We start from the raw sequence: 25,023 nt of genomic DNA on the forward strand, positions 1-25,023 counted from the left end.
GAGCACCACCCGAAGCCGCCTAGGCCGACTCGTCCGCCAAGGCGTCCTCACCCAACCCGGACGAGGCATCTACCAAAAACGGACTTAACGCCCTCTCAGAGATCCTCGACCTGTTGGCGGGTACCTCACGCGAACGGGAGAGCCTGCGCGCGCCATCCATGCCCGAGCCCCTGTCGGATGCCGAGTTGCGCGTCCTGCGCTACCTGCCCTCGCACCTCAAGACCGGCGAGATCGCGAGCGAGCTGTTCGTGTCGCCGAACACGGTCAAGGTCCACCTTCGCCACATCTACGGCAAGCTCGACGTCAACAGCCGGCGCGAGGCCGTCGAGCGCGCCCGCACGCTCAGACTCCTCGCGCCGTCCGCGCGGGCGCGGTGAAGACGCCCAGACGATGCTGGCGGCCGGGTGGCCCCTTCCTCGACCTCACCTTCACCCGTGCTCGGGAAGCAGGACGAGTTTGCCCTGTGCCGAGCCGCTTCGGCTCTTGCGGTGTGCATCGGCGACATCGTCCAGGGCGAACGTCTGCGTGACATTGACCTGCAGTTGCCCGCGTTCGACGAGTGCAACGAGTTCGGAGCGCGCCGTCATCCGGATGTCGTTGCCGTGATCGGGGCCCACTCCGCCGATGACGCGCACACCGAGCTCGGAGGTGACGTCGTTGTGGACGGTGGACAGCAGGCGATCGCTGTCGCGCAGGCATCCGTTCGAGACTTCGACCGCCTCCCGGGTGCCGATGAGGTCAATTGCTGCGTCGACTCCGCCGGCGGCGGCGGCGAGCTTGCGGACGCGGTCGGCCAGCCCGTCTCCGAACATCACGGGCACGACGCCCCAGCCGCGGAGCATCTCGTGGTCGCGCTCGCGCGCGGTTCCGATCACCTTGACACCCCAGGCGGCCGCGATCTGGCACAACATCTGCCCGACGCCGCCGGCGGCGGCGTGGACCAATACCGTCTCGTCCTTGCGCAGCCTGGCTGCGACGACGGCGTGCATGGCGGTCGTGCCAGCCAGCATCAGGCTCGCCGCCTGCTCCCAGGTCATCTCGGCCGGTTTCGGGACCAGGGCGGCAGCAGAGACGGTGACCTCGCTGGCGTACGCCCCGCCCACGGGGAACACGATCACTTCGTCACCGGTCCTTACCAGGCCTGCGGGTCCGGTTGCACCGTATGCGGCATCGACCACGACGCCCGCGGCCTCGGAGCCGAGCCGCAGCGGCAGCCTGTCACGATCGCCGCCGTAGAAGGCGGGTGCGTACTGCTTCCAGTCGATCGGGTTGACGCCGGCGGCCATGATCCGAACTCGTGCCTCGCCCGCTCCGACCGGGGTGGTAGGCACCTTCACTACGCCCAGGACCTCTGCCTCGCCGTAGTCCCGTGCGACGACCACCCGCGGCATTAGTTGCGCCTCGTCATATAGCCCTCGGGCACTTCGCTCGGCGGGCGATCGATCACCTCGTCGTTGTCGCGCCCGCGGTCTTCGATGAAGGTGATCTGGGCGAACTCGTCCATCACCAGCTTCGGGTATGTGGGCCCCTGGTCCCGCAGATGCGCCATTGCGTCCAGATGCTCGTTCTGGTGCAGTGCGATCTTGTCGTAGTTCAGCGGGATCCATGCCGGGAAGAACGTCGCCCCGTGGAAGACGCGCTCGTTGAGGTTGACGGCGAGGCTCACGATGGTTCCCGTGGGCTCGTCCCATGACCACTTGTAGACGCCGTCGGCCAGTCGCACGATGTGCGCTGCCTGGTTGTTGACCCAGCGGCCGGCCAACGGGCCGTCGTGGATGCGGTAGTCGAACGCGCGCTCATTGCGGATGTAGATCTCGTACCCCCAGCCGTTGTCGTAGGTGTAGATGAGGTGCTTGCCGATCAGAGGGGCGATCTCATCCGGTCTGGTCGACTCGAACTCGTCCTGGTACGCGGGCTTGTCACTCATCCCAGGGCTCCATTTCTCCGGTGGCGACTTGGGTGGATACGTCGAGTAGGAACTCGGTGCCGGGGAACCCGACGGCGTCGGGAAAGGCGACGCGCAGCAGGTCGGCCATCTCCCTCGATGAGGTGGCGGCCTTGGCCGCTCTCTTGAACTCGTTGAGGTAGCGGCGGCTCCAGTCGATCGCGCGGCTGTCGTCGGGCAGCCCCGGCTTCGAATGCCCGGCGATGATGCGTACGGGCTGCAGCGATTCCAGGTCGTCCAGGCTCTTCAGCCAGTCGTCGTACTGCGGGGGGCGGTGCTCGCCCAGAAACAGGAAGACCCCGTTGAACAGCAGGTCACCGGCGACCAGCGTCCGGGAGCCGGGGTCCCACAATGCAGTCGCGTGAACGTGGTCGCCCTGCATCGGTCCGAGGATCTTGAGCGTGCGGCCCTCGACCTCGATCTCGTCCTTCACCCATGGGGTCGGCACGACACCGCGCTGAGGAGCGTTGGCCCCCATCCCCTCGGCCCAGCGCTCGAACTTGAGCGGGATCGAGCGCCCAATGTCGGCGACGACCACGGGATGCGCGACGACCGCGGCCTCGGGGAAGGTGTCCCTGAGGAGGTCGAGGCTGAAGAAGTGATCGGGGTGGTCGTGGGTGATGAAGACGGTCCTCAACTCACGGCCGCTGTCCAGGATCATGGCGATCAGCCGGTGCGCGTCGGAGCGCGCGAACGGCACGTCCACCAGAAGGGCCTCGCGCTCACCCAGCACGAGCGTGTAGTTGGCGGGCTGATTGCCGGACAGGCCGTAGTCGCCGGCGACGACCTGGAAGGTGAGCGGGTCGTTCATGAGCGGCTCCTCAGTGCGCCGTCTGGCCGCCGTCCATGACGAAGACCTGGGCATTGGTGAATGTCGCCTCGTCCGAGCACAGATGCAGCACCAGGCCGGTCATCTCCTCGGGCTCCGCCGGGCGGCCGATCGGGCTCGCGGCGAGGAACGCCTTGGTGAACTCCTCGTCGGCAAGCCAGCGGTCGGTCATCGGCGTGTGCACCAGACCAGGGGCGATCGCGTTGACGCGGATCCCATTGCGCGCGTACTCGACACCTGCCGCCTTGGTCAGGCCGACAACCGCGTGCTTGGCCGCGACGTAGGGCGCCATGCCCGGGTCGGCGATCAGGCCGGCCACCGAGGTGGTGTTGACGATTGCGCCTCCGCCGTGCCCGAGCATGTGCCTGAGCTCGGCCTGCATGCAGTTGAACACGCCCTTGACGTCCACATCGATGACGCGATGGAAATCCTCCTGCGACATCTCGTGGAAGGCCTTGGTCGGTGGGAGCACGCCGGCGTTGTTGAACGCGGCGTCGAGGCCGCCGAACTCTTCGATGCACCGCTGGACGAGTGCCGCCGCCTGAACTGGATCAGACACGTCGGTGCGCTGGAAGACAGCCGCCCCTCCGGACTTGATGATGATCTCGGTGGTTTCCTTGGCCCGGTCGTCGATGTCGCCGATCATCACCGCCGCGCCCTCGCGCGCGAACGCGAGGGCAGTGGCTCGGCCGATACCTGTGGCACCGCCGGTCAGAACGACCCGCTTGCTGGAGAACCGGCCCATGGTCAGTTGACCGCCCAGCGGGCGTCCGGGTGCGCCTTGCTCAGTTCCTGCAGCGCAGGCAGGTACCAGGGCTTCAGGATCTCGTCGCGCCAGGCCGCGCCCTGCGGAGTGCGCCAGTCGCGGAAGAGTTCGTCGACGCAGGCGCGTGTGGTGGTCGGTGCGGCGCCGGCGGCGGTGAGGCGCTGAATGCCGGTCTCGTGCGCCAGTTGGGAGGTGCCGCCGACGGCGTCGACGACGACCATGGCGTCGTAGCCGTCGGCCAGTGCCGAGATGACCGGGTAGACCAGGCAGATCTCGGTCCACAGCGCGGCGAAGATCAGCCGAGGGCGACCCGTCGCCACGACCTGGTCCTTGAACGCCGTGTCCTCCCAAGCGTTCATCGTGGAGCGATCGAGAATCGGGTAGTCGGGGAGCTCATTGGCGATCGACTCGAGCGTGGCGGCGTTCGTGCCGCTCCGCACGCCGACCGAGCTGAGCACGACCGGCATGTCCATGGCTTTGGCCGACTTGATCAGGGCGCGGACATTGAGCTCGACCACCTCGGCGGGGATTTCCGAGCGGATTGCGGCGAACATCGGGGGCTGGTAGTCGATCAGTACCAGCGCCGAGTTCGCGTAGGTGAACATGCCATTCGGCTGGCCCATGATTGGCTCCTTTTTGCAGTCGGGATTTCTGAAAGAACACTGCGCCGCTACGGGGTTAGCTCACATCACCCGGGACGGGGTATTTCACAGGTCATGACGACGTGTACAGCCATCGCTTCAGAACGCGCGCCAGGACGGGCATCAGCACATAGGTCATCAAAGTCGCAACAATGACGTTGGTAAAGATATTGGTCACGTAGAACGACCATGACCTGGGCAGCCACGCCATCTCTCGTGGAATGATGACCGCCGTCAGGCAGTAGACGACGACAAACGTGATACTGGCCATCTTCCACTTCTTGGGTGCTGACGATCTGGCAGCGGACCCGATCGCGAACCAGGTCTCCATCCCAGTCGCTTCCTGGCGCTGAAGGGTCGAGAACGCGTCAGCCTCGACCGAGAGGCTACGGCGGATCTCGGAGTCCTCCCATGCCTGCAGCGAAGCCTCGTCGGCGAAGCGGTGAACGATGTGGAAGACGTTCGACTCGCCGGGCTCCGGGGTGAGCACCACCGCCCCGAGGTTGTTGGGGAAGGCTTCTGCTGCGCTGATCAGCCGGCTCAGCCACCCCATGTACTCCTCCTCGTGACCCGATCGGACGGTGCGACTGATCACAACGGTCGCGTGGTCATCCGCACTGGGATCGGCGGGAACGACTTTCCGGATTTCGCTCGGCATGGCAGCGCTCCGTTCAGGGATTCTCGGAGGGCAGGAACATGATGAGCTCCACGACGAAGCCGGGGACGAGCTCGAAGCGGCCCTGCATGGCCACGGGGGTGCGGCCCAGCTTCTGGACGATTTTGAGGCCGTGGCGCTCGGCTGCTTCCAGAACGACGGGAACATCGTCCACTTCGAACATCACCTTCGTGTCCTTCCGCCACTGGTCGAACGACTCGGGATCGTCAGTGAACATGGCCGAGACGTTCCCGTACGGGGATTCCAGCCCGACCACCCGGGTGTTGATGGCGGGCCAGTCGAAGGCGTAGGCCACACGGCCGTTCAGGTTGTCCGTGTAGCGCTGGGTGAGCGGCTTCTCCTCGGAACGCGGCAGGATCACCCGGAAGTACGTGCTCTTGACGTGCGCGGTGATATCGCTCGGGACAAGGGGAGTCGAAGTCATGGAATCCTCCCTTTTCAACTAAAGCTGCACGGAAATACTGCGACGCGGCGGGGTTAGTGCACGTCACCCGGATCGGAGTATTTCGGACATGGTTCAGTCAGCGAAGAGGGGAGAACGCAGCCGGGATCGTGAGGATGTTCTCCTGGCGGAGGAGCATCCCCTCGGCGTGCGTGTTTGGTGGCCAGGCCCCGGTCTCGATCGCCCGCGCGCGGATCCGCTGGCGCTCAGCCGCATCCTGGTAGGCCCAGACGTGTACCAGTTGATCGCGTCGGCCGGTGGTCGTCCGATACGCGCCGATGAACGGTGACAGCTTGCGCCGCTCGGGGATCTTCTCGGCCCAGCGTTCGATCACCTCCGGCATGAAGCCGACCCCGTAGGTGTAGGTGCGGATCTCGTAGATGGCCCCGAACTCGCCGGGCTCGAGTGGTGGCGAGAACGGCAGCGGCTCCAGTAGCCGTACCTGCTCCTCGATCACCTGCTCGTCGATCTCTGGTGGCCACTGGGGAAGGTTCTCCGCCCTGGCCAGGACCGACTCTCGCTCGGCGGCGTTCTGGTACGGCCACAGCTGGATCACCTGGTTGAGTGTGCCGACCTCCGTTGCGAAGAAGCCGGCCAGTGGAGACAGTGCGGTGCGCGCCGGCAGGGCCTCGGCAAAGGAGGCGGCGACCGTGGGCCCTGCCGCGATCTTCAGTTGGAGTGTTCGAAGTTCGACGAGCATCAGACCTCGGCCGCCTTCCGGGAAGGGACGGCCGACGCCTCGGGCACGCCGATCATGACGAAGAAGACTGTCGCGGCCTTACTGCCCGGGTTGCGCCAAGCGTGGCGCGTGCTGTTCTGTACCACGATGTCGCCCGGTCCCAAGACGGCTGTCTCCCCGTCGAGATCCAGAGTGATCTCACCGTCGAGGACTACCCCGTAGTCGACGGTCGGTGTGGTGTGCATACCGGGGTTGTCCGGCTCGAACAGCTCAGCGAGCCCGGGGGTGCCCTCCAACTGCTCGGCGGCAGCGGCCGCCGGATCGAAAGCAGGGTCGGCGTAGACGCTGTCGGGCGGGAAAGTGACGGTCAACGCGATCGTCTCGCCGGGACCAGGAACCCAGGATCGCAGCGACATTGTGGGGTCGGCCCCGGGCGAGGCCGGTACCTGGGTGGCCCACACGAGGCAGTTCGCGAAACCGGGGGTCATGGTGGACTTCGGCGAGCGCGGAACCTCCGCATCGCTGACGATCCTGGGCCTGCCGTTTTCGCTGATACCGGTGACGATCCGACGGACCATGGTTGCCTCCTTGCCGAGGAGCGGTGGAGCACGGGTGACGAACTCGGAGGGATTGCCACTACAGCTTTGGCCGCGACCGGGTTAGGCCACGTCACCCGGTACGGGTGATCGCGACCGATGGCGGGATGCCGCCGACGCGATGCGATGTCAGGGAACTCCCACCTTCGCCCCCGGCCCGGCACATGCCGGGCGTCCAGACTCTCTGTGCAGGTAGTCGCAGAGAGGATTTCCGACCATGAACGGCTTCGAGGACGGCGGCGACACGCCGCACAGCGGGCCCGGGGACGACGGTGCGCCGGCTGGCGAGCCGGACCCCGTGCTCGCGCAGCTGATGCCGCCTGATCCGGTGGATCCGGTGGATCCGCCCGGGCGGCGGGGGTTCTTCTCCCGCAGGCGGAACATCGCGGTCGTTGCCGGGGCGGCGGTGCTCGCGGTGGGCGGCGGGATCGCCATCGGAGTGGTGGTCAGCGCAGGTTCGTCGAACACCACGGCCAGTGCCCCTTCGGGGTTCAAGGGCGGCAAGGGCCGAGGGGCCCTAGGTGCGGGTGAGTCGGGATCCAATGCCCGTTCCGTCAACGAGCCCGGAGGCACCTCGGGCACGGTCAGCAGCGTGTCCGGGACAGGGTTCACCGTGACGGGGCAGGGCACCATCGTCGGCGCGGCCACCGCCGACCAGGCGGTGGCCGCGGCACTGGCCAAGTACCCGGGCGGCCTGATCGACCGGGTCGTTCAGCTCTCCGACGGCGGCTACGAGGTCCACGACATCGGCACCACCATGCATCACATCTTCGAGGACTCGACCTTCAAGGTGATCGGCGCCAACTGACGACGAAACCCGAGCAGGCACCTGGGCCCGTGGCGGTGCCCTGCGACGGGTGCGTGCCTGTCGCGGGACACCGCCACGGGAATGGGGGCACACGTCAGCCGAGGAGAGCGAGCAGGGCCTTCTGGAGGAGGTGGAATGCCTCTTCGTCGTCCCAGACAGGGTGGCCATGGCGCCAGGCGACATAGCCGTCCGGGCGGACGAGCAGTGCCCCGGCTTCGTGGATTTCTCGGGTGCGGTGCCAGTCGTGGTAGGGGTCCTCGGCGCCCTTGGTCCCGATGACGACGGTGTGCAGGAACGGCAGGTCGAGTTTCTGCACCGCTTGTACCCATGCCCGACCCGCCAGACCGGTGATGAGGGAAAATGCGCCCCTCTGGGTTACGTCCAGGCTGGAGAGCCTGTGCCCGCTCTCGTCGACCAGCCAGACGTGCGGGATCTTGGCGCCGGGCCGAGTGGTGGCCTGTAGGTAGAGTTCGGGATCGCGCCGCCAGACCTCTTCGCCAACCTCGGCGTCAGGGATGACGGCGCAGGACCGGTAGCGCTGGTTGAGCTCTACGCCTTGGGCGTTGAACTCGGTGTTCTTCCTCTCGATGGCAGCGACGAGCGCGTCACGGGCCTCCACCCCGGCAGGGCTGGTGTCGCGGATCTTCGCGAGGCCGGCGGTGACCGGATCGGCCTGGCCTTCGGTACGGAATGCCTCGTTGACGGGGCGGTAGTCGATGCGGGACTGGTTGGCCCGGGCGACGACCTGGGCACCGACGGGAGCCCGCTCCTCGGAGTAGGAGTCGAGCAACTTGGGCCCGGCCCACCCCTTGATCACGTAGGCGAGCTTCCAGGCGAGGTTGGCCGCGTCCTGCATGGAGGTATTGGAGCCGAGTCCGCTGGACGGCGGGTGGCGGTGGACGGCGTCGCCACCGCAGAACACCCGCCCCTTGGAGTATTGGGTGGCCCAGGCCTGGTTGACCTGCCACGTGGTGATGTTCTCGATCTCGATGTCCACGCTCGGATCGCCGATCATCTCGCGGATCCGTGGCAGGACAGCCTCGGGGCTGGTGTCCGGCTCCGGGCCGTCGATGTCGTATCCCCAGCCGGCGATCCACTCGTTCCAGGGGCGTACGGCGCGGAAGGTGCCCATGCCGATCTCGCCGTATCCGGCGCCCGGGGTCATGATCCAGTGCAGCACGGCAGGTCGGTGGGCGACGTACCGGGTGAGGTCTGCCCTGAACAGGGTGTAGATGGTGCCGGCGCGCCCCATGACGCCCTCGATGGGCAGGCCCAGTTCCTGCGCGATCGTGGACCGGGCGCCGTCCGCACCGATCAGGTAGCGGCTGCGGATGGTGTATTCGTGCCCGGTGAGCCGGTCACGGACCGTGGAGGTGACGCCGGAGTCGTCCTGCACGTGGCTGAGGTACTGGGCGTTGAAGACGATCTCGGCGCCGCGTGCTGCGGCATTCTTGACCAGCACCGGCTCCATGTAGGTCTGCGGTATGTCCAACATCGGACAGGGGCTGCCCAGCAGGTAGTCGCTGGTCCGGGCTTCGCCGGTGCCCCAGGTGCGCAGCCTGGCGACTTCCTCACCGGCCAGGCTCGTGGTGAAAAGGGTGTCGCCCATCAGGTTCCACGGCGTCGCCACCGAGGTGGCCTCCTGTTCCACGCCGAGGTCGCGCAGTACCTCCAGGGCACGCTGGTTGGCGATGTGTGCACGTGGGCTGTTGGCCAGCCAGTTCCACTTGGTGACCACCCGCACGCGGATACCGAGCGTGGCCAGGGCGAGCGCGCAGGTGGCGCCAGTCGGACCGGTGCCCACGACGAGGACGTCCGTGTCGAACTCCTCGGCGGAGGGGACGCTGTGTGGGGCTGTGCTCATCGATTGTCCTTCGAGTGGGGGCAGGACGGTATCGGTCTCCTGGCCCGCGTAGATGGGGTCGGGGTGCGCGTCAATGCGGCGCAGGAGCCTAGGCGGCCGTACCCGGGGTGATCTCCGCGAGATCGGCCTGCTGCCTGGTGGCAGCGGGTACGACGCCCTGGGGGGTATGGGCGAGGGCGGTCTCGGTGCCGGCGTCGGCAGGCAGGGGGTTGTAGAGGAGGGCCAGGTGCAGCCCGAAGACCCAGTGCCACACGAAGACCGCGAGAATGTACTTCCACCCCAGGTGCAGGCTCAGGAACCCGGGGTCGGCGCCCATGGCGGGTCCGTAGACGCGCGGGGTCATGAATGCGACGGCGACGATGGCGAGCAGAGTGCCGAACGCCAGTCCTTTGGCGATGTTGCCGAGCACAGTGTTGCGCCAGGGAAGCAGGGGGTGCAGTGCACACGCGAAGACCACGGCGAAGACGATGCCATCGGCGTAGTGGAAGACACCGCCGACGGCGAACTTCTCCAGGGCAGACGCGAAGGGCACGTACACCAGGCCGTTCACGGTGTTCCAGTCCAGACGGGGCAGGCCCACGCCGGGGAACCAGTAGCCGAAGATCGTCGCCACCTGGGTGGCCACGAGGCCCGCCATCAGGGCAGCGGCGAGGCGGTGGCGGGTGGCCCACAGGCGCCACCAGGTGATTTCGCCGGTTCTGGTCGTTCTTCTACCTGTCATGGTGCGACTCCTTTGGGTGCAGTGTGGCGGCACTCAGCCACGCGGCTGGTGCGCTCCGGTCATGAGTTCGGCCAGGTCGTCGGGGCGAATGAAGGAGGGGGGTGGTGGCGGGCCCCAGTGGTAGAGGGCGTTGCGGCCGCTGAAGACTTCGGGTTTCCACAGGTCGTCGTCGACGATGACGTCGAGGTCGCTGTAGTACTCGGCGAAGGTGCCGGAGGGGTCGCGCAGGTACCAGAAGAAGTTCGAGCCGACGTGGTGGCGTCCCAGCCCCCACACGTGGCGTGCCGGGTCTGCCTCCAGCATGGCCGCGGCGCCGCGTCCGACCTCGTCGACGTCCTCGACCTGCCAGGAGCTGTGGTGCACGAAGGTGGCCGGGGTGTTCTGGACGAGCAGGTTGTGGTGGTCGGTGGAGCAGCGCAGGAACGAACCGCGGTCCTTGATGCTGTCGCTCACCTTGAAGCCGATGCCGTCGATGAAGAAGCGCATCGAGGTGGCCAGGTCGGTCGAGCCGACGACGACGTGCCCGAGCTTGCGCGGCGTGACCGGCGCTGTCCGGGAGAGGGCTTCGGCGCGGGCGTTGACACGTAGCGGCCGGCCGGGCGCGTTGGGTTCGACGAGCGGGCCGTCGTCGCTCTGCTTGATGGGGGCGGCGATCTCGACGCGTACGGTGACGCCGGTGACCGGTTCCACCGCGCTGACGGAAGCTTCCTGACGCTCGGCGGTGAACCCCTGGGCGTGCAGGCTCGATGCGACGCGTCCGAGGTCGTCCTGGTTGTCGGCGCCGATGGTCATTGCGACCAGGCGCCGGGTGGGGCGGGTGACCAGGCGCAGCTGCTCACCGCCGTCGAGGGTGGCGAAGCGCCCTTGTCCGAGTGGGTGCAGGCCGAACTCGGTGTAGAACTCCGCGACAGGAGTCGGATCGGGGACGCCGAGGGCGATGTGGCGAAGGGTGTGGAGACTCATGGCAGTCGGCTGTCCTTTCGGGCGCGGTGAAGTGAGAGGGGGTCAGATCGCGGGGTGGTCAGGACGATCTTTCCGATGTGGCCGTCTCCTTCCAGGGCCCGGTGGGCCTCGGCGGCCTCGGGCAGGGGGAGGATGCGGTCGATGACGGGGCGTACCCGCCCGGTGTCGATCAGGGGCCACAGGTGCTCCCGCACCTGGCCGACGATGCGGGCCTTCTCGGCTGCCGACCGGGCGCGCAGGGTGCCGGCGGTGAGCGTGAGGTTGCGCCGCAGCAGGGTGTTGAGGTCGATCTCGGTACTGCGGCCGCCGAGCAGCCCGATGACCAGGAGGCGTCCGCCGTCGGCGAGGGCGTCCAGGTTGCGGGCGAGGTAGGGGGCGCCGACACAGTCCAGGACCAGATCGGCGCCGCGGCCTTCGGTGGCGTCGCGGACGGCGGTGACGAAGTCCTCGCGGTGGTAGTCGACCGCGATCGCCCCGGCGGTGCGGCACCAGTCGGTCTTGCGGGCGGAGCCGGCGGTGGCCACGGCCCGGGCGCCGAGCTCGCGGATGACCTGCAGGGCGAAGGTGCCGATGCCGGAGGTGCCGCCGTGGACGAGCACGGTCTGCCCGGCCGTGAGTCCGCCCAACATCACCAGGTTGAGCCAGACGGTGCAGCCCGCTTCCGGGAGCGAGGCAGCCTCGGCGAAGTCCAGCCCATCGGGGATCGGCAGGAGTTGCCCCTGGGGGACAGCCACAAGTTCGGCGTAGCCGCCGCCGTCCAACAGGGCGCAGACCCGGTCCCCGACGGCGACGCCCTGGACGTCGGGTCCGACCTCGACGACCGCTCCCGCGCACTCCAGGCCCAGGATGGGCGAGGTGCCCGGCGGCACGGGGTACAGGCCGCGCCGCTGGCGAAGGTCCGCATGATTGACGGCGGCGGCCGCCACCTGCACCACGACCTCGCCCGGAGCGGGCCGGGGAGCCGTGGCCTCGGCCCATGCGAGCTGTTCGGGGCCGCCTGCCTGGCAGACCGTGATCGCTTTCACGGCGCCTTCCTCAGGCTTCCGCAGCGATGGGGTTGCGCAGCGTGCCGATCCCGGAGATCTCGACCTCCACCACGTCGCCGGGCTGCAGGAACACCGGCGGCTCGTGGAACAGGCCGACACCGCCCGGGGTGCCGGTGACGATGACATCGCCAGGGGCCAGAGGCGTGAACGTGGAGATGTAGGCGATGAGTTCCGGGATGGAGAAGATGAGGTCGCCGACGGAGGCCGACTGGCGGACCTCCCCGTTCACCCGGGTCACCAGGTCCAGAGCCGCGACATCCGCGACCTCGTCTGCGGTCACCAGGGCGGGCCCGAAACCACCGGTGGCCGGGAAGGTCTTGCCGGGCACCCACTGACCGGAGTGCCGCTGCCAGTCCCGGACGCTGCCGTCCTGGTAGCAGGCGTATCCGGCGATGTGCGCGAAGGCATCCTCGGCCAGGATCCGTCGTCCGCCCGTACCGATGACGACCGCGAGTTCGCCCTCGTAGTCGAAGGTCTCCGTCTCGGCTGGCCGCACCAGCGGCTGGTCGTGGCCGACCTGGGAGTCGGCGTAGCGGGGGAAGACGGTGGGATACGCACTCTCGGGACGCGAGGTCTCCTCCCGGTGCGTGCGGTAGTTGACCCCGGCGCACAGGATCTTCGCTGGATCGGGGACCGGCGGCAGCAGCTCGACGTCGGCGAGCTTCACATCGCCGGTGCGGCCCTCGGAGGCCTCACGGACCTGCTCCAGAGCTCCGGCGGCCAGAACGGCCCGCACCGAACCGAGCTCGGGGTTCAGCAGGGGGACACAGTCGATGACGGCGTCACCGTCGCCAGTAAGCCGTCCGAAGCCTGTCCGCCCGTTGCGGCGGAAGGTGACCAAGCGCATCGCTGCCTCCGTTGTACTCATTGCGTTTACAGGATCGTTTCTATGGGTCAAAAATCGATTCGTCAATAGGTAAACGTCTTTTGGTTCTGCAGTCGTCTCCAGCTAGACTGCGCCCATGGCGAGGCGTGGCACAGCGGTGACACTGAACGAGGACATCTACCGGCGCATCCGCGGCGACATCCTGGCTGGGCGACTCCACCCGGGAGACAAACTCAGTCCCGCCGAGCTGCGCGAGCGCTTCGGCGTCAGCCTCGGGGTCATCCGGGAGGCACTGACGAAGCTGACCGAGCAGAAACTGGTGTCGGCGCGCAGCGGCCAGGGCTTCAGCGTGGTCACCCTGTCGCCCGAGGAACTGGGAGATCTGACCCTGGTCCGCATCGACCTGGAGGCCAGGGCACTGCGGCTGGCCATCGAACGCGGCGATCTGTCCTGGGAGAGCGAGGTCGTCTCGGCCCACCACCGGTTGGCGCGCACCCCGATGCGCGATGCAGACGACCCGGAGCGGACCGGTGAGGAGTGGGCGGCGGCGCACGCGGCGTTCCACGAGGCGCTGATCAGCGCGTGCCAAGTGCCGCTCCTGCTGGACTTCTGCCACACCCTGCGCGCAGCCACCGAGCTGTACCGGCGCTGGTCGGGGCCGGCCGCCGCCAGGCTGTCGGCCAAGCGCGACGTCGGCGGCGAGCATCTCGCGATCATGGAGGCCACCGTGGCCCGGGATGCGGACCTCGCGGCCGAACTGCTGGCCGAGCACTACCGGCGCACTCAGCAGGTGCTGCTCGCAGGCGGCTTCACGCAACCTCAAACGCTGCGTCAGGCGCCGTCCAAGGAGCGGGACTGATGCCGGTGGCGCCCCCCTTGAGCGCCGAGGAACGGCTCTGCACCTAGTCGGCCCCGCTTCGTCATCGCAATAGCCGGCCATCGCGTTCTCGGCGGCACCAGTCGCGCCCGCGGCCTGACGCCTCCCCGTCGGGCCGCGAGCCAACGCTTGATTTCGGGAGCCGGCGCCGTAGGGCGCCATGGCCGGGGCCACGGGAATCAGGTGGCCGCCCGCCCGGGGGGCGGGCGGCGCAGCGCCGTTGCGCGGAGCAGAGCCCGGGGATCCGGCTCGGCGCGGTCGTCCTCGACCGCGGCCAGCAGGGTGCGCAGGGCGTCGACGACGGAGTCCTTGGAGCCCCCCAAGCGCTCGATGAGCTGTCCTTCGAAGCGGGTCAGTTCGTGCAGCACCGGCACGACCTGCTCCCGCGCTGCCTCGGTGGCCTCCGCGAGCATGCTGCGGCCGTCCTGCGGGTTCGGCCGACGCACGACCAGCCGCCTGTCGGTCAGCTTGTGCAGCCGCTTGGTCGTCCCGGCAGCCGAGGTCCACAGCTGGTCGCAGATCTCTGTGGGGCTGACCGGCCGTCCCGCCCGGATCAGCAGCGAGAGGATGTCGAACTCGGCCCGGGTCATCCCGAGGCGCTCCAGTACGTCATCGCTGCGTTTCTGCAGGATCCGGGCGATGCGCAGCACCCGCACGACGACCTCTGCCGGGCTGGTGTCCACGTCCGGCTCCGCCGCTGCCCACTGGGCTCGAATGATGTCGATCGCGTCTGCCATGCCCCCAATCTACTTCGGATGGGAAGAAAGTGCTGTACTAGCGAAGGAAAAACTTCTCCAGCGAAGTAGTCTCCTTGTGAAGGAGGTGGGTGACGTGTCGTCGCGCGCACAGCAGGGTCTCCCGATCGCAGAAGCGGTTCCGCGTCTGGTCGACTTCGTGCAGGTCGGTCCCAACGATGGGGCGCACCGGGTTTCCATACGTTTGGCGGTCTCGGCGTTGATGCCGGTCCTCGCGCTCGCTGCGGCGGGGCGGCTGGAGTGGTCTCCCTATGCTCTGCTGGCCTCCACGGTGGCCGTGTACGGTCGGCGGCGCCCGCCCCGGACCCGGCTGCGAGTCCAGGCAGAGGTTGCTGCCGCCCAGGTGCTGGTGATCGTCGGCGGAGCCGCGCTGGCCCTCGCCCGGCCGGCTCCCTGGCTGCTGGTGGTCTGCACGGCTTTCGTCGCCGCCGCAACCGCGGCTCTCGCGGACATCCGACGGTGGAATCCTCCCGGGGCCTTGTTCTTCCTGTTCGGCTTCGCCGTCTGCGCCAGTCTGCCGGGCACCGATCTGGCCGACGTCGCCGTCGCACTGGCCCTCTCCACGGCTTCTGTGGTGACCGTCCTGCTGGTGACCGCGTTGGATGCGCCGCTCAAGCACGCCAGCGATACCGACACTCCGATACCCGGACCCCTGCCCGGCCGCATCATCGCCGCGCAGGCGGTGGCATGCCTGGGAGCGGGGCTCGCGGCAGGACTGGCTGCGGCCGCGCTCGGCATCGATCGGCCCTACTGGGCCATGGTCTCCGCCATCATCCCGATCATCGGATCCACGACGTCCGCACAGCTCTCGCGAGCGGGCCACCGCTTCGTCGGCACCCTGGCCGGCGTCATCCCCGCGGCGCTCCTTTTCCAGATCCACATGAGCCAGCTGGTCTTGCTGCTGCTGGTGGTGGCACTGATGGGATGCACCGAGGCGTTCGTGACGCGGAACTACGCGGGCGCCCTGGTGTTCCTGACGCCCATGACCATCGCCATGGCGCTGACCACACCAGGAGTGCCCTTGTCCACGCTGCTGGTCGACCGCTGCCTGGAGACCGCGGTGGGCCTCATGGCCGCCGTGGTCGCCATCATCGCCACCCACCGGATCCGCCACCCCCGAACCGCCGACGCCACAGGCTGACGGTCGGGCCGCCGCAGAGGCGCGTGCAATCGCTGCCGCTGTGGGGGGCCTAGCGTATCTCAGGAATACATGATTAGTCATGCAAGTTGGAAGTAGTACGACCGCTCCTCGGCACAGAAAGGCCACCCATCATGCAGTTCGGGATCTTCTCCGTGAGTGATGTGACCCGCGATCCGGTCACCGGGTACACCCCGAGCGAGGCCGAGAGGATCAGCAACGTCGTCGAGATGGCCCGGCACGCCGACGAGGCAGGACTGGACGTGTTCGCGATCGGTGAGCACCACAACCCACCGTTCTTCGACTCCTCGCCCACGACGCTCCTGGCCGCCATCGCCGCGACCACGAAGAACATCGTCCTGTCCACCTCCACAACGCTGATCACCACGAACGACCCGGTCAGGATCGCCGAGGACTACGCGATGCTGCAGCACCTGGCCAAGGGCCGCCTGGACCTGATGCTGGGCCGCGGCAACACCGGCCCGGTGTATCCGTGGTTCGGCAAGGACATCCGCAAGGGCGTCCACCTGGCGCTGGAGAACTACAACCTGCTGCACCGGCTGTGGCGCGAGGACGTGGTGGACTGGGACGGGGAGTTCCGCACCCCGCTGCAGGGCTTCACCTCCACCCCGAGGCCCTTGGACGACGTCCCCCCGTTCGTCTGGCACGGCTCGATCCGCACCCCCGAGATCGCCGAGCAGGCCGCCTACTACGGCAACGGGTTCTTCGCCAACAACATCCTCGCGCCGAACGGCCACTTCAAGCCGCTGGTGGACTTCTACCGCAAGCGGTACGAGCACTACGGGCACGGGCGCGCCCAGGACGCGATCGTGGGCCTGGGCGGCCAGGCGTACATCGCCAAGCGCTCGCAGGACGCCTACGCCGAGTACCGCCCGTACTTCGACAACAACCCGCACGGCATCCGGATCCCGCTGGAGGACTGGACGACGGCCACCCCGTCCAGCGTGGGCAGCCCCCAGGAGGTCATCGACAAGACCCTGGGCTTCCACGATATCTTCGGCGACTACCAGCGCCAACTGTGGGTGGTGGACAGCGCCGGGCTGCCGCAGTCCGCAGTGCTCAAGCAGATCGACCTGCTGGCCGAGGAGGTCGTCCCGGTGCTGCGCAAGGAACTGGCGGCGCGACGTGCCCCGGGCGTCCCCGAGGCGCCGACCCACGCCGACCTGGTGCGCGCCAAGTACGGTGACAAGCCCGCCCGGCAGCCGCGTCCCAACCCCAACCGCGGGGACAACACCACCGGCACCTCGCCCTACCAGGACAGCGACCCGGCCAAGGCCGCTGTCCAGCCGGCGCTGTGACCGGCACCGGCCGGCTCGCCGACGAGGCGTGGGAGAGCCTGTTCCGCGCCCAGGTGGTCCTGGGACGGGAGTTCGCAGCCCAGGACACCTGGGACGAGATCCCACGCGGCGACTACGACATCCTGTACACCCTGGCCAAGGCCCCCGAGGGCCTGCGGATGACGGAGATCAACCGGCAGGTGATGCTCACTCAGCCCGGCATCTCCCGTCTGGTCACCCGTCTCGAGCAACAAGGACTGGTGGAGCGGCAGCCGGACCCCGATGACGCCCGCGCGCAGCGAGTCCGGCTCACCGAGGTTGGCCGCGAACTGCAGCGCCGGGTCGGCCGCCGACACGTACGGCACGTCATTCGGGCCATGACCCGCGCCCTGGACCCCGACCAGCTAAGGCAACTGCGAGAGCTGTGTACCGCACTGACCGCAGCCGCTGAAGCCGCATCCCCCGCAACCGAGAAGGGACACCACACTTCATGACCGCCACTACGGTGAACCACATCGTTCCTCGCACCTCTGTACGCAGCATCGTCGTGGTCAGCGCGGGCATAGGCGATCCGTCCTCGTCCAAGCTGTTGGCCGACCGGCTCGCGCAGAAGACCCTCGACCTGCTGCGCGAGCGCGGCGTCGAGGCACAGGTCGCAACCATCGAACTGCGTGACCTGGTGCAGGAGATCGGCAGGGCCACCGTATCCGGCTTCATCGGGCAAGACCTGCGCCCCGCTGTGGAGCGCCTGGCTACCGCCGACGCGGTGATCGCTGCCACCCCGGTGTACAAGGCAGGCGTCAGTGGCCTGTTCAAGTCTTTCGTCGACCTGCTCGACAACGACCTCCTGATCGCCAAGCCCGTCGCTGTCACCGCGACCGCCGGCAGTGCCCGGCACGCCCTGGTCCCCGACGAGCAGATGCGCCCACTGTTCGCCTTCCTGCGCGCGCTGGTGATTCCCACCGCCCTGTTCGCCGCCCCCGAGGACTGGGCCGACCGCGCCCTCGGCACCCGGATCGAGAGGGCGGCGACCGAACTCGCCGCACTCATCCACAGCGGGGTCGCCACCACCATCGCTGACGGCTCCTGGACCCGCTACCAGCACGAATTCGACAGCATCGCACAGCCTACCGGTGCCGAGGCGCAGGTGGCCTCGCCCGCCGACACCGAGTTCACAGGGATCGACTTCGACTCCGACCTGATGCGCCTCGCCACCGGCGGAACACCTGCTGCCGCTGACAGGTCGTAGTGAGCCGCCTGAGAATACGGTCCGACACCCTGGCAGGGACGCTCCGTTGGGCAGAGGGCCGTGGGGCTGGAGGTCCTGACCAAACGCGAGCACGAAGTCCTGGAAGCCCTCGCCCAGGGGCAGACCAACAGCGAAATCGCCGAACGCCTAGTGCTCTCGGAGTCGACCATTAAGACGCATGTCAGCTGGATCCTCGGGAAGATCGGGGCCCGGGACCGCGTCCACGCCGTGATCATCGCCTACGAGACCGGGCTGGTCCGACCGGACGTCCCGCCGCACAACTGACCCGCGCCGAGCAACTCGGGCTGTCTCACTATGAGCCAGGTGATGCCCAACAGCGCCCCCGCGCATCCCCCGTGCCGCTACACCCTGGTCCACCTGGGGTGGTGTTCGCCGACACCAGGTTCTCTCGCCGACCGGATGCGGCCCTTGGGGAGGAATTTCGTTTGCAGGACCGGCCCGGCCCATCCGGCCAGTGCGCCCATCAGCAACGCCGCTGTGATCGTCCACAGGACGTTGTCGCTCACCCCGGCCCGTATTCCGCCCATCTGCATGCCGAACAGGCCAAGGCTGAGATGGACCTGGCCGGTGGCCATCCACGCCACCGCTCCCAGAACGGCAGCGGTGGTCACACTGAACTTGATCGGCAGCCCGAGGGGACCGGCGAGGAGATCCTGGCGGGGCTTGCGCGGGCGGGTCGTCGAGCCGGTGCGAGCCGCGACCGCGGCGCAGCCCAGGAGTGCAACGAGGGCAACCGCGAGGGCGGCCAGCCACAGCGGCCATCCGGCTGTGGTCAGGGAGTCCAGGTGCAGGGTGCGGTCGTGCTGCCCTGCGAACGGGCTGCCTCCCGTGCCGCCCATCATGCCGGCCATCGGGTTGCCGCCCTGGGGGCTGGCGGGGTGCGTGCTGGCTGTCCACGGGGAGCCGAGGCCGAGCGTCAGGAGCACGATCACGGCGTTCGGAGCGAGCAGCAGAGCGGCTCCAGCCGCGGTCTGCACCCGGCCGCCGGCCACGATTCCGACGAGGGTGAAGACGAGCAGCGGAGCGGCTCCCAGGATGAGAAGGGTGCGCAGGAGAGCGGAAAGCCCAGGCGCCCAGTGGGGTCGGAGCCGGTCCAGTAGACCGCCGAGTTGCAGCCTGACGCGGCGGCTGATCAGACACCCCACGGTGAGAACGACTGCCAACCACAGGACGCTGCCGAACATGGCCGATACCGGGTCCACGTGGTAGCCCACAGCGAGTCCGTTCGCTCCGCTGCCGAGGAGGCCGCTGAGGGGGCTTCCGCCACCGGTAGTTCCTGTTGCGGAACCACCGGCGCCCAGTCCGCTCATCGCCGACTTGGGGAGCTTGAGCGTGCCCGAAGCGAGGCCGGCGACGATGGTGAGGCTGATGCTCGCCGCGGTCACTGTCCCTGCGATGCGCACCGCCAGCTCATTTTCGCTGAGCTGAGGTAGCCGCCGGGAGAACACGAACCAGAGCACGAGTGTGCCGAGCAACGTCACTCCCAGCGGCATCAGGTCGACGGCTCCGCTCACCGTCGGGCTCATCCCCCCGCCGAACATGCCCCCCATCCCGGTGGCCTGTGAACCTGTGCTCGACGCGGTGGAGTGAGCGCTGACGGCGCCTCCGACGGCCATGGCGGTCACGGCCAGAGCAAGGGACCGGGTCGAGCCCACAGATCCCGCGTTGACCAGGGACAGGGCGAGGACGGAGAGGAACAGCATGGCGGTGACCGCGCACAAGGACGCGGCCGCGCCCTCCAGGGCGCTGCGCCACAACAGGGCCGGGGCCGGCCTGCGGCGTGGGGGTGTGCGGCGCGCCTGGGACCGGGGGCGGGGTCGGGAGGCTGGAGCGCCTGCAGGGTGAGGACGGGATGCGGCGGGGGACATGGAGGGCACTCCGCTTCGAGGGGTACTGGGCGGCTTTCAACGGTCGGGAGGCGGCGGGCCCGGTGCGTTGCCGGGCCCGCCGCGGGCCTCTTGGCTGAGGCGGTCGGGCCGGCTGCCGAGGTCGCGTCCGGCAGAGAAGCAGGGGGCTCCTTGCCGGACGCGACATCGCAGGTGCGCGTCGGTGGTCAGCTGTGCGCGGGCTCGGCCTCGGGGGCTGGTGTCGCCTGGCGGTGGACCAGCTTGGAGGGCCACCAGTTCCATCGGCCCAGCAGCAGCACGGCGGAGGGCACCAGCAGGGTGCGGACCAGGAAGGTGTCCATGAGGATGCCGAGCGCCAGCCCGGTGCCGACGTCGCGCAGCTGGTTGTTGCCGTTGTTGGCGCCGTTGATGGCCAGGACCGCGAACGTGCCGGCCAGGACCAGTCCGGCGGAGGTGACGGTGGTACCGGTGGCGTTCAGGGCCTTGCATACGGCCTCGCGCAGCGGGAGGTGGTGGGCCTCCTCGCGGATGCGGGTCATCACCAGGATGTTGTAGTCCTCGCCGAGGGCGAGCAGGAAGACGAACATCAGGAAGGGGAGGATGAAGACCAGGCCGCCGGAGTGGTCGAGCTTGATGAACAGCAGCACCGCCAGGCCCAGCGAGGAGAAGTAGGACAGTGCGACCGACGCGATCAGGTAGAGCGGGGCCACGAGGCTGCGCATGACCAAGATCAGCAGCAGGCCGATGACGGCGATGGCGATCGGGATGACGCTTCCCAGGTCGTTGCTGGAGGTGTCGCTGACGTCGTAGAGGCCGGCCGCCTGTCCGAGGACACCGCTGTCGGTGGCACCGATCTTCTGGGCGACGGCGGTGGTCTTCGCGCGGAGGTCGGGGACGGCGTTCATAGCTGCCGAGGTGTCCGGGGAGCCGGCGGTCAGTTCCACGCGGAACTGGACGGTCGTGCCGTCAGGGCTGACGTACTGGGCGGTGGAGCGGTACGCCTGGTACTGGGCCACGGTGAACTTGCCGTCGATCAGCGCGGCCCCCGTGCCCGTGCCGCCTGCGGCCTTCGCTCCCGCTCCGGCCTTCGTGTCGGCGGGTGAGCTGTTGCCGCCGGCCGGGTTCGCCGCTGTCGAGCGGGTTGGGAGCGGGGGTGTGGGGGAGAGTTTGTCCGCGGGGCCGAGCGCGGTGTGCATGTCGGTGTAGTCGGCGGCGGTCAGGTTGACGCCGTTGGGGGAGAGCGGTCCGGTGACGTTCTTGAACTGCGAGGCCGACTGCAGCTGCTGTTGGGCGTCGGCGAGCGCGGTGGTGTCCGCCCAGGCGGATTGCGGCAGTTGGAAGACCAGCATGGTCGGGTTGGCCGTGGTCCGTGGGAAGTGCTCGGTGAGCAGAGCCTGGCCTTGGGCGGAGTCGGTGCCGGCGGGTGCGCTGGTGCCGCCGCTGAAGCCCGCGGGGGTGTAGCCGGTGGAGGCGGCCGCGAGGGCGCCGAAGAAGGCGAGGCCGATGCAGAGGGTCGCCACCGGGCGCTGCACGATGCTCCCCGAGATCCGGCCCCACAGGCCCGTCTTGGGGATGCCGGGCCGGATCCGGCTGGGCCAGAACACCGCCCGGCCCAGGATCGCAAGTAGCGCGGGCAGCAGGGTCAGCCCGGCGAGCAGCATCAGGCCGATGCCGATGGCGAGCGGGATGCCGAGGTTGGAGTAGACCCCGAAGCTGGCTGCCAGCAGTGACAGCAGGGCGGCGATCACCGTGCCCGCGGAGAAGGTGATGGACTCGCCGACCTTCTCCACCGCCGCGACCACGGCCTCCTTGGGCGCGGTGCCGGCGCGCAGCTCCTCACGGACTCGGAAGACCAGGAAGAGCCCGTAGTCAGTGCCGGCTCCCAGGACCAGGACCACCAGCAGCACCGAGGCGAGCGAGGAGATGCTCAGGCCGTGTACCGCCGCTTCCGCGATCAGCGGGCCGGACATCAGCACGACCAGCAGCGCGGGCAGCAGGGTGACCAGCGGGGCCAGAACGGCCCGGAACACGAAGGCGAGTACGACGATGATCAGCAGCAGGGACAGCCCCTGGGTCTGGCTGCTGCTGTTGCCGGACTGCTTGCTGTTGTCCACGTCGGTGGCCACGGGGCCGGCCAGGTGCGACTGCAGGCCGCTGGGCAGGGAGGTCGCCGACACCGCGGACCGCAGGTCTGCGACGATCGTGGTTTCCTCCTGCTGCTTCTGCCCCCCGGTGGCGGAGAGGTTGGCCAGCACCTGGAGCTGTTCGGCCTTACCGTCCGCGGACCTGCCGGTGTCCTTGACCTGGTGGACCGACGGCTCCTTGTCCAGCTTCTGCTGGAGGCCGGCGATGGCGCTCTCGTCCGCTGCGGTCAACTGGCCGTCGCGGGCCACGATCACGGTGATCGAGGTCAGGTTGCTGGGCTGGAGGTTCGAGGCGAGTGTGGCGGCGTGCTGGCTGGGGGCGTTGGCGGGCAGGAAGCTGGTGTTGTCGTTCTGGGTGACGCTGGACAGCGACGGCAGCAGGTGGACCACCGCGATGGCCGCGCCGACCCACAGGGCCACCAGCGGCCATCGGAACCGGACCGAGAACCGGCCGATCGCGCGGAAGACGGAATGCAAGGTGTTTCTCCTCGTCGTGAATCCCCCAGGGCGGGGCGTCGCCGCTGCGGTCGCGGCGGTACGCCTGCACGCCCGCGCAACCGGACGGACCAAGGAGGCGGAGCGCAGGCGAGCAGGCTGTGCTCAACCCTGCCCGGGCGCCGACGGGGCCCGCGTCCCGCTCAGGTCGGTTTGCCCGTACCGCGACCGCGGTATCGGGTCCTGTCACGCGCTACCCCCACCGTGGTGCCGTGACCGGTACCACGGCATGAAGCCCGGGGCCCGCCGGCCGTTTAGCGTGGGTGCCATGGACGGTTCCACCCGCAGGCCACTTGCTCCCCCCGCCGCTGGCTGCGCCCGGCAGCGAAGCCGGGACATCGCCGGGGCGGCGGGAGTCGCCTGCCTGCTCCTGGTCAGTGCCCTCGCCGCGAAGGCCACCGGTGGAGCCGAAGCCCTCGGCCCGACCCGTCAGGCGACGCACCTGACCGGGTGGCTGCTGGCCGTCATCCTGGTCACCTGCGTCGCGCTGCCCTGGCGGCGGCGCCGACCGCTGACTGTGGTCGCCGTGACCACCGCTGGCGCGGCCGTCTACCTGGCGGGACGCGGCTCTCCGCCCACCCTGCTGATCGCCCCCATGATCGCGCTCTACCACCTCGCGGCCACCTTCGACCGCCGCAGCGCCCTGGTCTACGGGCTGCCGGCGGTGGCCGTCCTAGTGGGCTCGGTCGGGCTGCTGCGTCCCGGTGTCTGGTACGACCCGATCATCCTGGCGGTGACCGCGCTGACGCTGCTGGCCCTCGCCGCAGGGGACGCCACGCGTAGCCGTCGGGCCGTGCTGGCCGCGGCCCAGGAGCGGGCTCACCGCGCCGAACACGAGCGGGACCTGGAGTCACGCCGCCTACTCATCGAGGAGCGGCTACGGATCTCCCGCGACCTGCACGACCAGGTCGGCCACCAACTGGCCCTGATCCACGTGCACGCCGGAGCGGCCGACTACGTCCTGGACGAGCAGCCCGCCCAGGTCCGGGCCTCCCTCGCGCACATCCGCGACGCGGCCAAGACCGCGCTTGAGGAGCTCAAGGACACCGTCGGCCTGCTCCGGGAGCCCTCCGACGGCATCCGGCCCACCGAGCCCACGGTCGGTCTCGACGCCCTCGACGAGCTCGTCGAGACCTTCCAGGCATCCGGCCTGCCGGTGGAGTGCCGCCGCGAGGGCCGGCCGGGACCGCTGGCATCGGCTGCGGACGTGACGGCCTACCGAATCGTCCAGGAAGCGCTGACCAACGTGTGCAAGCACGCCGGGTCCGTCCGCACCACCATCGGCCTGACCTACGAGCCCGGACGGCTGCGCATCGTCGTCGACAACGAGGGCCAGCGGCTTGGGCCGCTGAGCGACCAGAGTGACGAGGGACGTGGCCACGGCCTGCGCGGCATGCGTGAACGCACGCAGATCATCGGCGGCAGCCTCGACGCCGGCCCCCGCGACGCAGGCGGGTTCCGCGTCAGCGCCACGCTCCCGCTCTCCCCTGTGCCCGACCCGGCCGAGCAGTTCGCGTCGGCCGGGGGCCGCTCATGAGCATCCGCGTGCTGCTGGCCGACGACCAGGCCCTGCTGCGGGCCGGCTTCAAGGTCCTCATCGACGCCACTGCGGGCATGGATGTCGTCGCCGAGGCCGCCAACGGCCACGAGGCCGTCCGGCTCACCCGGCAGAGCAGGCCGGATGTGGTCCTGATGGACATCCGCATGCCCGAACTGGACGGGATCGCCGCCACCCGCATGATCACCGGCGACCCGGACCTGGCTGACGTCCACGTCCTGGTCCTGACCACCTTCGAGACCGACGACTACGTCTACCAGGCCCTGCGCAGCGGAGCGAGCGGCTTCCTGGGCAAGAGCGTGGGACACCGCGAACTCATCGACGGCATCCACACCGTCGCCCTGGGCGACGCGCTGCTGACACCGGTCGCGCTCAGATCGCTCATCACCCGGCTGCTGCCCCGACAGGAGCTGCAACAGACCCCTCACCCGGCCTTGGAGCGTCTGGCGACGCTCACCGAACGCGAGCGCCAGATCCTGGTCCTGGTCGCCGCGGGCCTGTCCAACGAGGACATCGCCACCCGACTCGACGTCAGTCCGCAGACCGCCAAGACGCACGTGAACCGGGCCATGTCCAAGCTCCATGCCCACGACCGTGCCCAACTCGTGGTCATCGCCTACGAGACCGGACTGGTCCGGCCCACGCACCTCACGCAGTGAGGTGCGTGCCGCACCTGGCGGACGCGCACCGCGCTCGCGGTACGCCGCAGAGTCACGCATACCGCGGGCGCGGTATGCGTGTGGCAACCAGAGGTGGACGCGCGCGGCATCGGGGGCGGGCAGGCTGGTGCGCAATTCGCAGTGCCTTTCGTCCGCAGCGTCACCAACACACCCTGTTCG

The 25,023-nt window shown here is 68.9% G+C and carries 26 protein-coding genes and 1 pseudogene; 10 read left to right on the top strand and 17 right to left on the bottom strand.

Annotated elements, in window-relative coordinates:
- Positions 1-158: 158 nt before the first annotated feature.
- Positions 159-377 (top strand): response regulator transcription factor, encoded by a 219-nt coding sequence (locus IF29_RS0139680; RefSeq protein ID WP_030266829.1) that lies wholly within the window; start codon positions 159-161, stop codon positions 375-377.
- A gap of 51 nt (positions 378-428) precedes the next feature.
- On the opposite strand, the gene IF29_RS0139685 is transcribed toward IF29_RS0139680, so the two are convergent.
- The 9 genes from IF29_RS0139685 to IF29_RS0139725 all read right to left on the bottom strand — a co-directional run bounded on the left by IF29_RS0139685 (position 429) and on the right by IF29_RS0139725 (position 6,556).
- Positions 429-1,391: a quinone oxidoreductase family protein gene (locus tag IF29_RS0139685; protein ID WP_030266832.1), complete on the bottom strand. Its 963-nt coding sequence runs from the start codon at positions 1,389-1,391 to the stop codon at positions 429-431.
- Positions 1,391-1,927, bottom strand: coding sequence for a phenolic acid decarboxylase (locus tag IF29_RS0139690; RefSeq protein ID WP_051726641.1), 537 nt, complete (start codon positions 1,925-1,927; stop codon positions 1,391-1,393). The genes IF29_RS0139685 and IF29_RS0139690 overlap by 1 nt, the downstream gene beginning before the upstream one ends.
- On the bottom strand, positions 1,920-2,756 hold the full coding sequence (locus IF29_RS0139695; RefSeq protein ID WP_030266837.1) for an MBL fold metallo-hydrolase: 837 nt from the start codon (positions 2,754-2,756) through the stop codon (positions 1,920-1,922). The genes IF29_RS0139690 and IF29_RS0139695 overlap by 8 nt, the downstream gene beginning before the upstream one ends.
- 10 nt (positions 2,757-2,766) lie before the next feature.
- Positions 2,767-3,519 carry an SDR family NAD(P)-dependent oxidoreductase gene (locus tag IF29_RS0139700; protein ID WP_030266840.1) on the bottom strand — a complete coding sequence of 251 codons (753 nt, stop codon included), beginning with the start codon at positions 3,517-3,519 and terminating at the stop codon, positions 2,767-2,769.
- A gap of 2 nt (positions 3,520-3,521) precedes the next feature.
- The gene (locus tag IF29_RS0139705; RefSeq protein WP_051726642.1) at positions 3,522-4,163 is read right to left on the bottom strand and encodes an isochorismatase family protein; all 642 of its coding nucleotides are present in this window, start codon (positions 4,161-4,163) and stop codon (positions 3,522-3,524) included.
- A gap of 91 nt (positions 4,164-4,254) precedes the next feature.
- Entirely contained in the window at positions 4,255-4,839 is a 585-nt protein-coding gene (locus IF29_RS0139710) for an antibiotic biosynthesis monooxygenase (RefSeq protein WP_030266846.1), read from the bottom strand.
- 13 nt (positions 4,840-4,852) lie between these two features.
- The gene (locus tag IF29_RS47210) at positions 4,853-5,281 is read right to left on the bottom strand and encodes a hypothetical protein (RefSeq protein ID WP_030266849.1); all 429 of its coding nucleotides are present in this window, start codon (positions 5,279-5,281) and stop codon (positions 4,853-4,855) included.
- Between the two features lie 97 nt (positions 5,282-5,378).
- Positions 5,379-5,999 carry an NIPSNAP family protein gene (locus IF29_RS0139720; RefSeq protein WP_030266852.1) on the bottom strand — a complete coding sequence of 207 codons (621 nt, stop codon included), beginning with the start codon at positions 5,997-5,999 and terminating at the stop codon, positions 5,379-5,381.
- Positions 5,999-6,556 carry a cupin domain-containing protein gene (locus tag IF29_RS0139725; protein WP_051726643.1) on the bottom strand — a complete coding sequence of 186 codons (558 nt, stop codon included), beginning with the start codon at positions 6,554-6,556 and terminating at the stop codon, positions 5,999-6,001. The genes IF29_RS0139720 and IF29_RS0139725 overlap by 1 nt, the downstream gene beginning before the upstream one ends.
- A 235-nt stretch (positions 6,557-6,791) precedes the next feature.
- Here IF29_RS0139725 and IF29_RS0139730 point away from each other — a divergent pair, with 235 nt between their 5' ends.
- On the top strand, positions 6,792-7,382 hold the full coding sequence (locus tag IF29_RS0139730) for a hypothetical protein (RefSeq protein ID WP_030266858.1): 591 nt from the start codon (positions 6,792-6,794) through the stop codon (positions 7,380-7,382).
- A gap of 94 nt (positions 7,383-7,476) precedes the next feature.
- On the opposite strand, the gene IF29_RS0139735 is transcribed toward IF29_RS0139730, so the two are convergent.
- The 5 genes from IF29_RS0139735 to IF29_RS0139755 form a co-directional block, all read right to left on the bottom strand.
- Entirely contained in the window at positions 7,477-9,246 is a 1,770-nt protein-coding gene (locus IF29_RS0139735; protein ID WP_030266861.1) for an FAD-dependent oxidoreductase, read from the bottom strand.
- A gap of 88 nt (positions 9,247-9,334) precedes the next feature.
- On the bottom strand, positions 9,335-9,967 hold the full coding sequence (locus IF29_RS0139740) for a hypothetical protein (protein WP_157624174.1): 633 nt from the start codon (positions 9,965-9,967) through the stop codon (positions 9,335-9,337).
- Positions 9,968-10,000: 33 nt separating this feature from the next.
- Positions 10,001-10,930, bottom strand: coding sequence for a VOC family protein (locus tag IF29_RS0139745; RefSeq protein ID WP_030266865.1), 930 nt, complete (start codon positions 10,928-10,930; stop codon positions 10,001-10,003).
- Positions 10,927-11,955, bottom strand: coding sequence for an NAD(P)H-quinone oxidoreductase (locus tag IF29_RS0139750; RefSeq protein WP_051726644.1), 1,029 nt, complete (start codon positions 11,953-11,955; stop codon positions 10,927-10,929). The genes IF29_RS0139745 and IF29_RS0139750 overlap by 4 nt, the downstream gene beginning before the upstream one ends.
- A 10-nt stretch (positions 11,956-11,965) precedes the next feature.
- Positions 11,966-12,823: a fumarylacetoacetate hydrolase family protein gene (locus tag IF29_RS0139755; RefSeq protein WP_030266870.1), complete on the bottom strand. Its 858-nt coding sequence runs from the start codon at positions 12,821-12,823 to the stop codon at positions 11,966-11,968.
- A gap of 115 nt (positions 12,824-12,938) precedes the next feature.
- Between IF29_RS0139755 and IF29_RS0139760 the strand changes: the two genes are divergently transcribed.
- Entirely contained in the window at positions 12,939-13,661 is a 723-nt protein-coding gene (locus IF29_RS0139760; RefSeq protein ID WP_051726645.1) for a GntR family transcriptional regulator, read from the top strand.
- Positions 13,662-13,858: 197 nt separating this feature from the next.
- On the opposite strand, the gene IF29_RS0139765 is transcribed toward IF29_RS0139760, so the two are convergent.
- Positions 13,859-14,416: a MarR family winged helix-turn-helix transcriptional regulator gene (locus tag IF29_RS0139765; RefSeq protein ID WP_084715522.1), complete on the bottom strand. Its 558-nt coding sequence runs from the start codon at positions 14,414-14,416 to the stop codon at positions 13,859-13,861.
- Positions 14,417-14,510: 94 nt separating this feature from the next.
- Between IF29_RS0139765 and IF29_RS45635 the strand changes: the two genes are divergently transcribed.
- From IF29_RS45635 to IF29_RS0139790, 5 genes and pseudogenes are all read left to right on the top strand, one after another.
- Entirely contained in the window at positions 14,511-15,575 is a 1,065-nt protein-coding gene (locus IF29_RS45635; protein ID WP_198037681.1) for an FUSC family protein, read from the top strand.
- Positions 15,576-15,706: 131 nt separating this feature from the next.
- The gene (locus IF29_RS0139775) at positions 15,707-16,891 is read left to right on the top strand and encodes a CE1758 family FMN-dependent luciferase-like monooxygenase (protein WP_030266883.1); all 1,185 of its coding nucleotides are present in this window, start codon (positions 15,707-15,709) and stop codon (positions 16,889-16,891) included.
- The gene (locus tag IF29_RS0139780; protein ID WP_030266886.1) at positions 16,888-17,364 is read left to right on the top strand and encodes a MarR family winged helix-turn-helix transcriptional regulator; all 477 of its coding nucleotides are present in this window, start codon (positions 16,888-16,890) and stop codon (positions 17,362-17,364) included. Before IF29_RS0139775 ends, IF29_RS0139780 begins: the two co-directional genes overlap by 4 nt.
- The gene (locus tag IF29_RS0139785; protein WP_051726648.1) at positions 17,361-18,119 is read left to right on the top strand and encodes a CE1759 family FMN reductase; all 759 of its coding nucleotides are present in this window, start codon (positions 17,361-17,363) and stop codon (positions 18,117-18,119) included. Before IF29_RS0139780 ends, IF29_RS0139785 begins: the two co-directional genes overlap by 4 nt.
- A gap of 66 nt (positions 18,120-18,185) precedes the next feature.
- Positions 18,186-18,404, top strand: a pseudogene (locus IF29_RS0139790) (response regulator transcription factor); the annotation flags it as partial.
- Positions 18,405-18,481: 77 nt separating this feature from the next.
- Here IF29_RS0139790 and IF29_RS0139795 read toward each other — a convergent pair.
- Positions 18,482-20,008, bottom strand: a complete 1,527-nt coding sequence (locus tag IF29_RS0139795; RefSeq protein WP_269665115.1) for a streptophobe family protein — start codon at positions 20,006-20,008, stop codon at positions 18,482-18,484.
- Between the two features lie 185 nt (positions 20,009-20,193).
- Positions 20,194-22,608 (bottom strand): MMPL family transporter, encoded by a 2,415-nt coding sequence (locus IF29_RS0139800; RefSeq protein ID WP_030266897.1) that lies wholly within the window; start codon positions 22,606-22,608, stop codon positions 20,194-20,196.
- A 286-nt stretch (positions 22,609-22,894) separates the two neighbouring features.
- Here IF29_RS0139800 and IF29_RS45640 point away from each other — a divergent pair, with 286 nt between their 5' ends.
- Together IF29_RS45640 and IF29_RS0139810 are read left to right on the top strand one after the other, a co-directional pair.
- A complete protein-coding gene (locus tag IF29_RS45640) occupies positions 22,895-24,163 on the top strand; it encodes a sensor histidine kinase (RefSeq protein WP_051726650.1) in 1,269 nt (422 codons plus the stop codon).
- Complete coding sequence (locus IF29_RS0139810) at positions 24,160-24,843, top strand: response regulator transcription factor (RefSeq protein ID WP_030266903.1); 684 nt, start codon at positions 24,160-24,162, stop codon at positions 24,841-24,843. The genes IF29_RS45640 and IF29_RS0139810 overlap by 4 nt, the downstream gene beginning before the upstream one ends.
- Positions 24,844-25,023: the final 180 nt, after the last annotated feature.

The organism is Streptacidiphilus jeojiense, assembly GCF_000719095.1.
GTDB lineage: Bacteria > Actinomycetota > Actinomycetes > Streptomycetales > Streptomycetaceae > Streptacidiphilus > Streptacidiphilus jeojiensis.

Bases quoted from the DNA above. Each gene is read 5' to 3' on its own strand.
- IF29_RS0139705 (WP_051726642.1), bottom strand. From the start codon at position 4,163: ATGGGCCAGCCGAATGGCATGTTCACCTACGCGAACTCGGCGCTGGTA.
- IF29_RS0139685 (WP_030266832.1), bottom strand. From the start codon at position 1,391: ATGCCGCGGGTGGTCGTCGCACGGGACTACGGCGAGGCAGAGGTCCTG.
- IF29_RS0139755 (WP_030266870.1), bottom strand. From the start codon at position 12,823: ATGCGCTTGGTCACCTTCCGCCGCAACGGGCGGACAGGCTTCGGACGG.
- IF29_RS0139795 (WP_269665115.1), bottom strand. From the start codon at position 20,008: ATGTCCCCCGCCGCATCCCGTCCTCACCCTGCAGGCGCTCCAGCCTCC.
- IF29_RS0139760 (WP_051726645.1), top strand. From the start codon at position 12,939: ATGGCGAGGCGTGGCACAGCGGTGACACTGAACGAGGACATCTACCGG.
- IF29_RS0139810 (WP_030266903.1), top strand. From the start codon at position 24,160: ATGAGCATCCGCGTGCTGCTGGCCGACGACCAGGCCCTGCTGCGGGCC.
- IF29_RS0139700 (WP_030266840.1), bottom strand. From the start codon at position 3,519: ATGGGCCGGTTCTCCAGCAAGCGGGTCGTTCTGACCGGCGGTGCCACA.
- IF29_RS0139725 (WP_051726643.1), bottom strand. From the start codon at position 6,556: ATGGTCCGTCGGATCGTCACCGGTATCAGCGAAAACGGCAGGCCCAGG.
- IF29_RS0139730 (WP_030266858.1), top strand. From the start codon at position 6,792: ATGAACGGCTTCGAGGACGGCGGCGACACGCCGCACAGCGGGCCCGGG.
- IF29_RS0139765 (WP_084715522.1), bottom strand. From the start codon at position 14,416: ATGGCAGACGCGATCGACATCATTCGAGCCCAGTGGGCAGCGGCGGAG.
- IF29_RS0139775 (WP_030266883.1), top strand. From the start codon at position 15,707: ATGCAGTTCGGGATCTTCTCCGTGAGTGATGTGACCCGCGATCCGGTC.
- IF29_RS0139720 (WP_030266852.1), bottom strand. From the start codon at position 5,999: ATGCTCGTCGAACTTCGAACACTCCAACTGAAGATCGCGGCAGGGCCC.
- IF29_RS0139680 (WP_030266829.1), top strand. From the start codon at position 159: ATGCCCGAGCCCCTGTCGGATGCCGAGTTGCGCGTCCTGCGCTACCTG.
- IF29_RS0139735 (WP_030266861.1), bottom strand. From the start codon at position 9,246: ATGAGCACAGCCCCACACAGCGTCCCCTCCGCCGAGGAGTTCGACACG.
- IF29_RS0139710 (WP_030266846.1), bottom strand. From the start codon at position 4,839: ATGCCGAGCGAAATCCGGAAAGTCGTTCCCGCCGATCCCAGTGCGGAT.
- IF29_RS0139690 (WP_051726641.1), bottom strand. From the start codon at position 1,927: ATGAGTGACAAGCCCGCGTACCAGGACGAGTTCGAGTCGACCAGACCG.
- IF29_RS45640 (WP_051726650.1), top strand. From the start codon at position 22,895: ATGGACGGTTCCACCCGCAGGCCACTTGCTCCCCCCGCCGCTGGCTGC.
- IF29_RS47210 (WP_030266849.1), bottom strand. From the start codon at position 5,281: ATGACTTCGACTCCCCTTGTCCCGAGCGATATCACCGCGCACGTCAAG.
- IF29_RS0139745 (WP_030266865.1), bottom strand. From the start codon at position 10,930: ATGAGTCTCCACACCCTTCGCCACATCGCCCTCGGCGTCCCCGATCCG.
- IF29_RS0139785 (WP_051726648.1), top strand. From the start codon at position 17,361: ATGACCGCCACTACGGTGAACCACATCGTTCCTCGCACCTCTGTACGC.
- IF29_RS0139740 (WP_157624174.1), bottom strand. From the start codon at position 9,967: ATGACAGGTAGAAGAACGACCAGAACCGGCGAAATCACCTGGTGGCGC.
- IF29_RS0139695 (WP_030266837.1), bottom strand. From the start codon at position 2,756: ATGAACGACCCGCTCACCTTCCAGGTCGTCGCCGGCGACTACGGCCTG.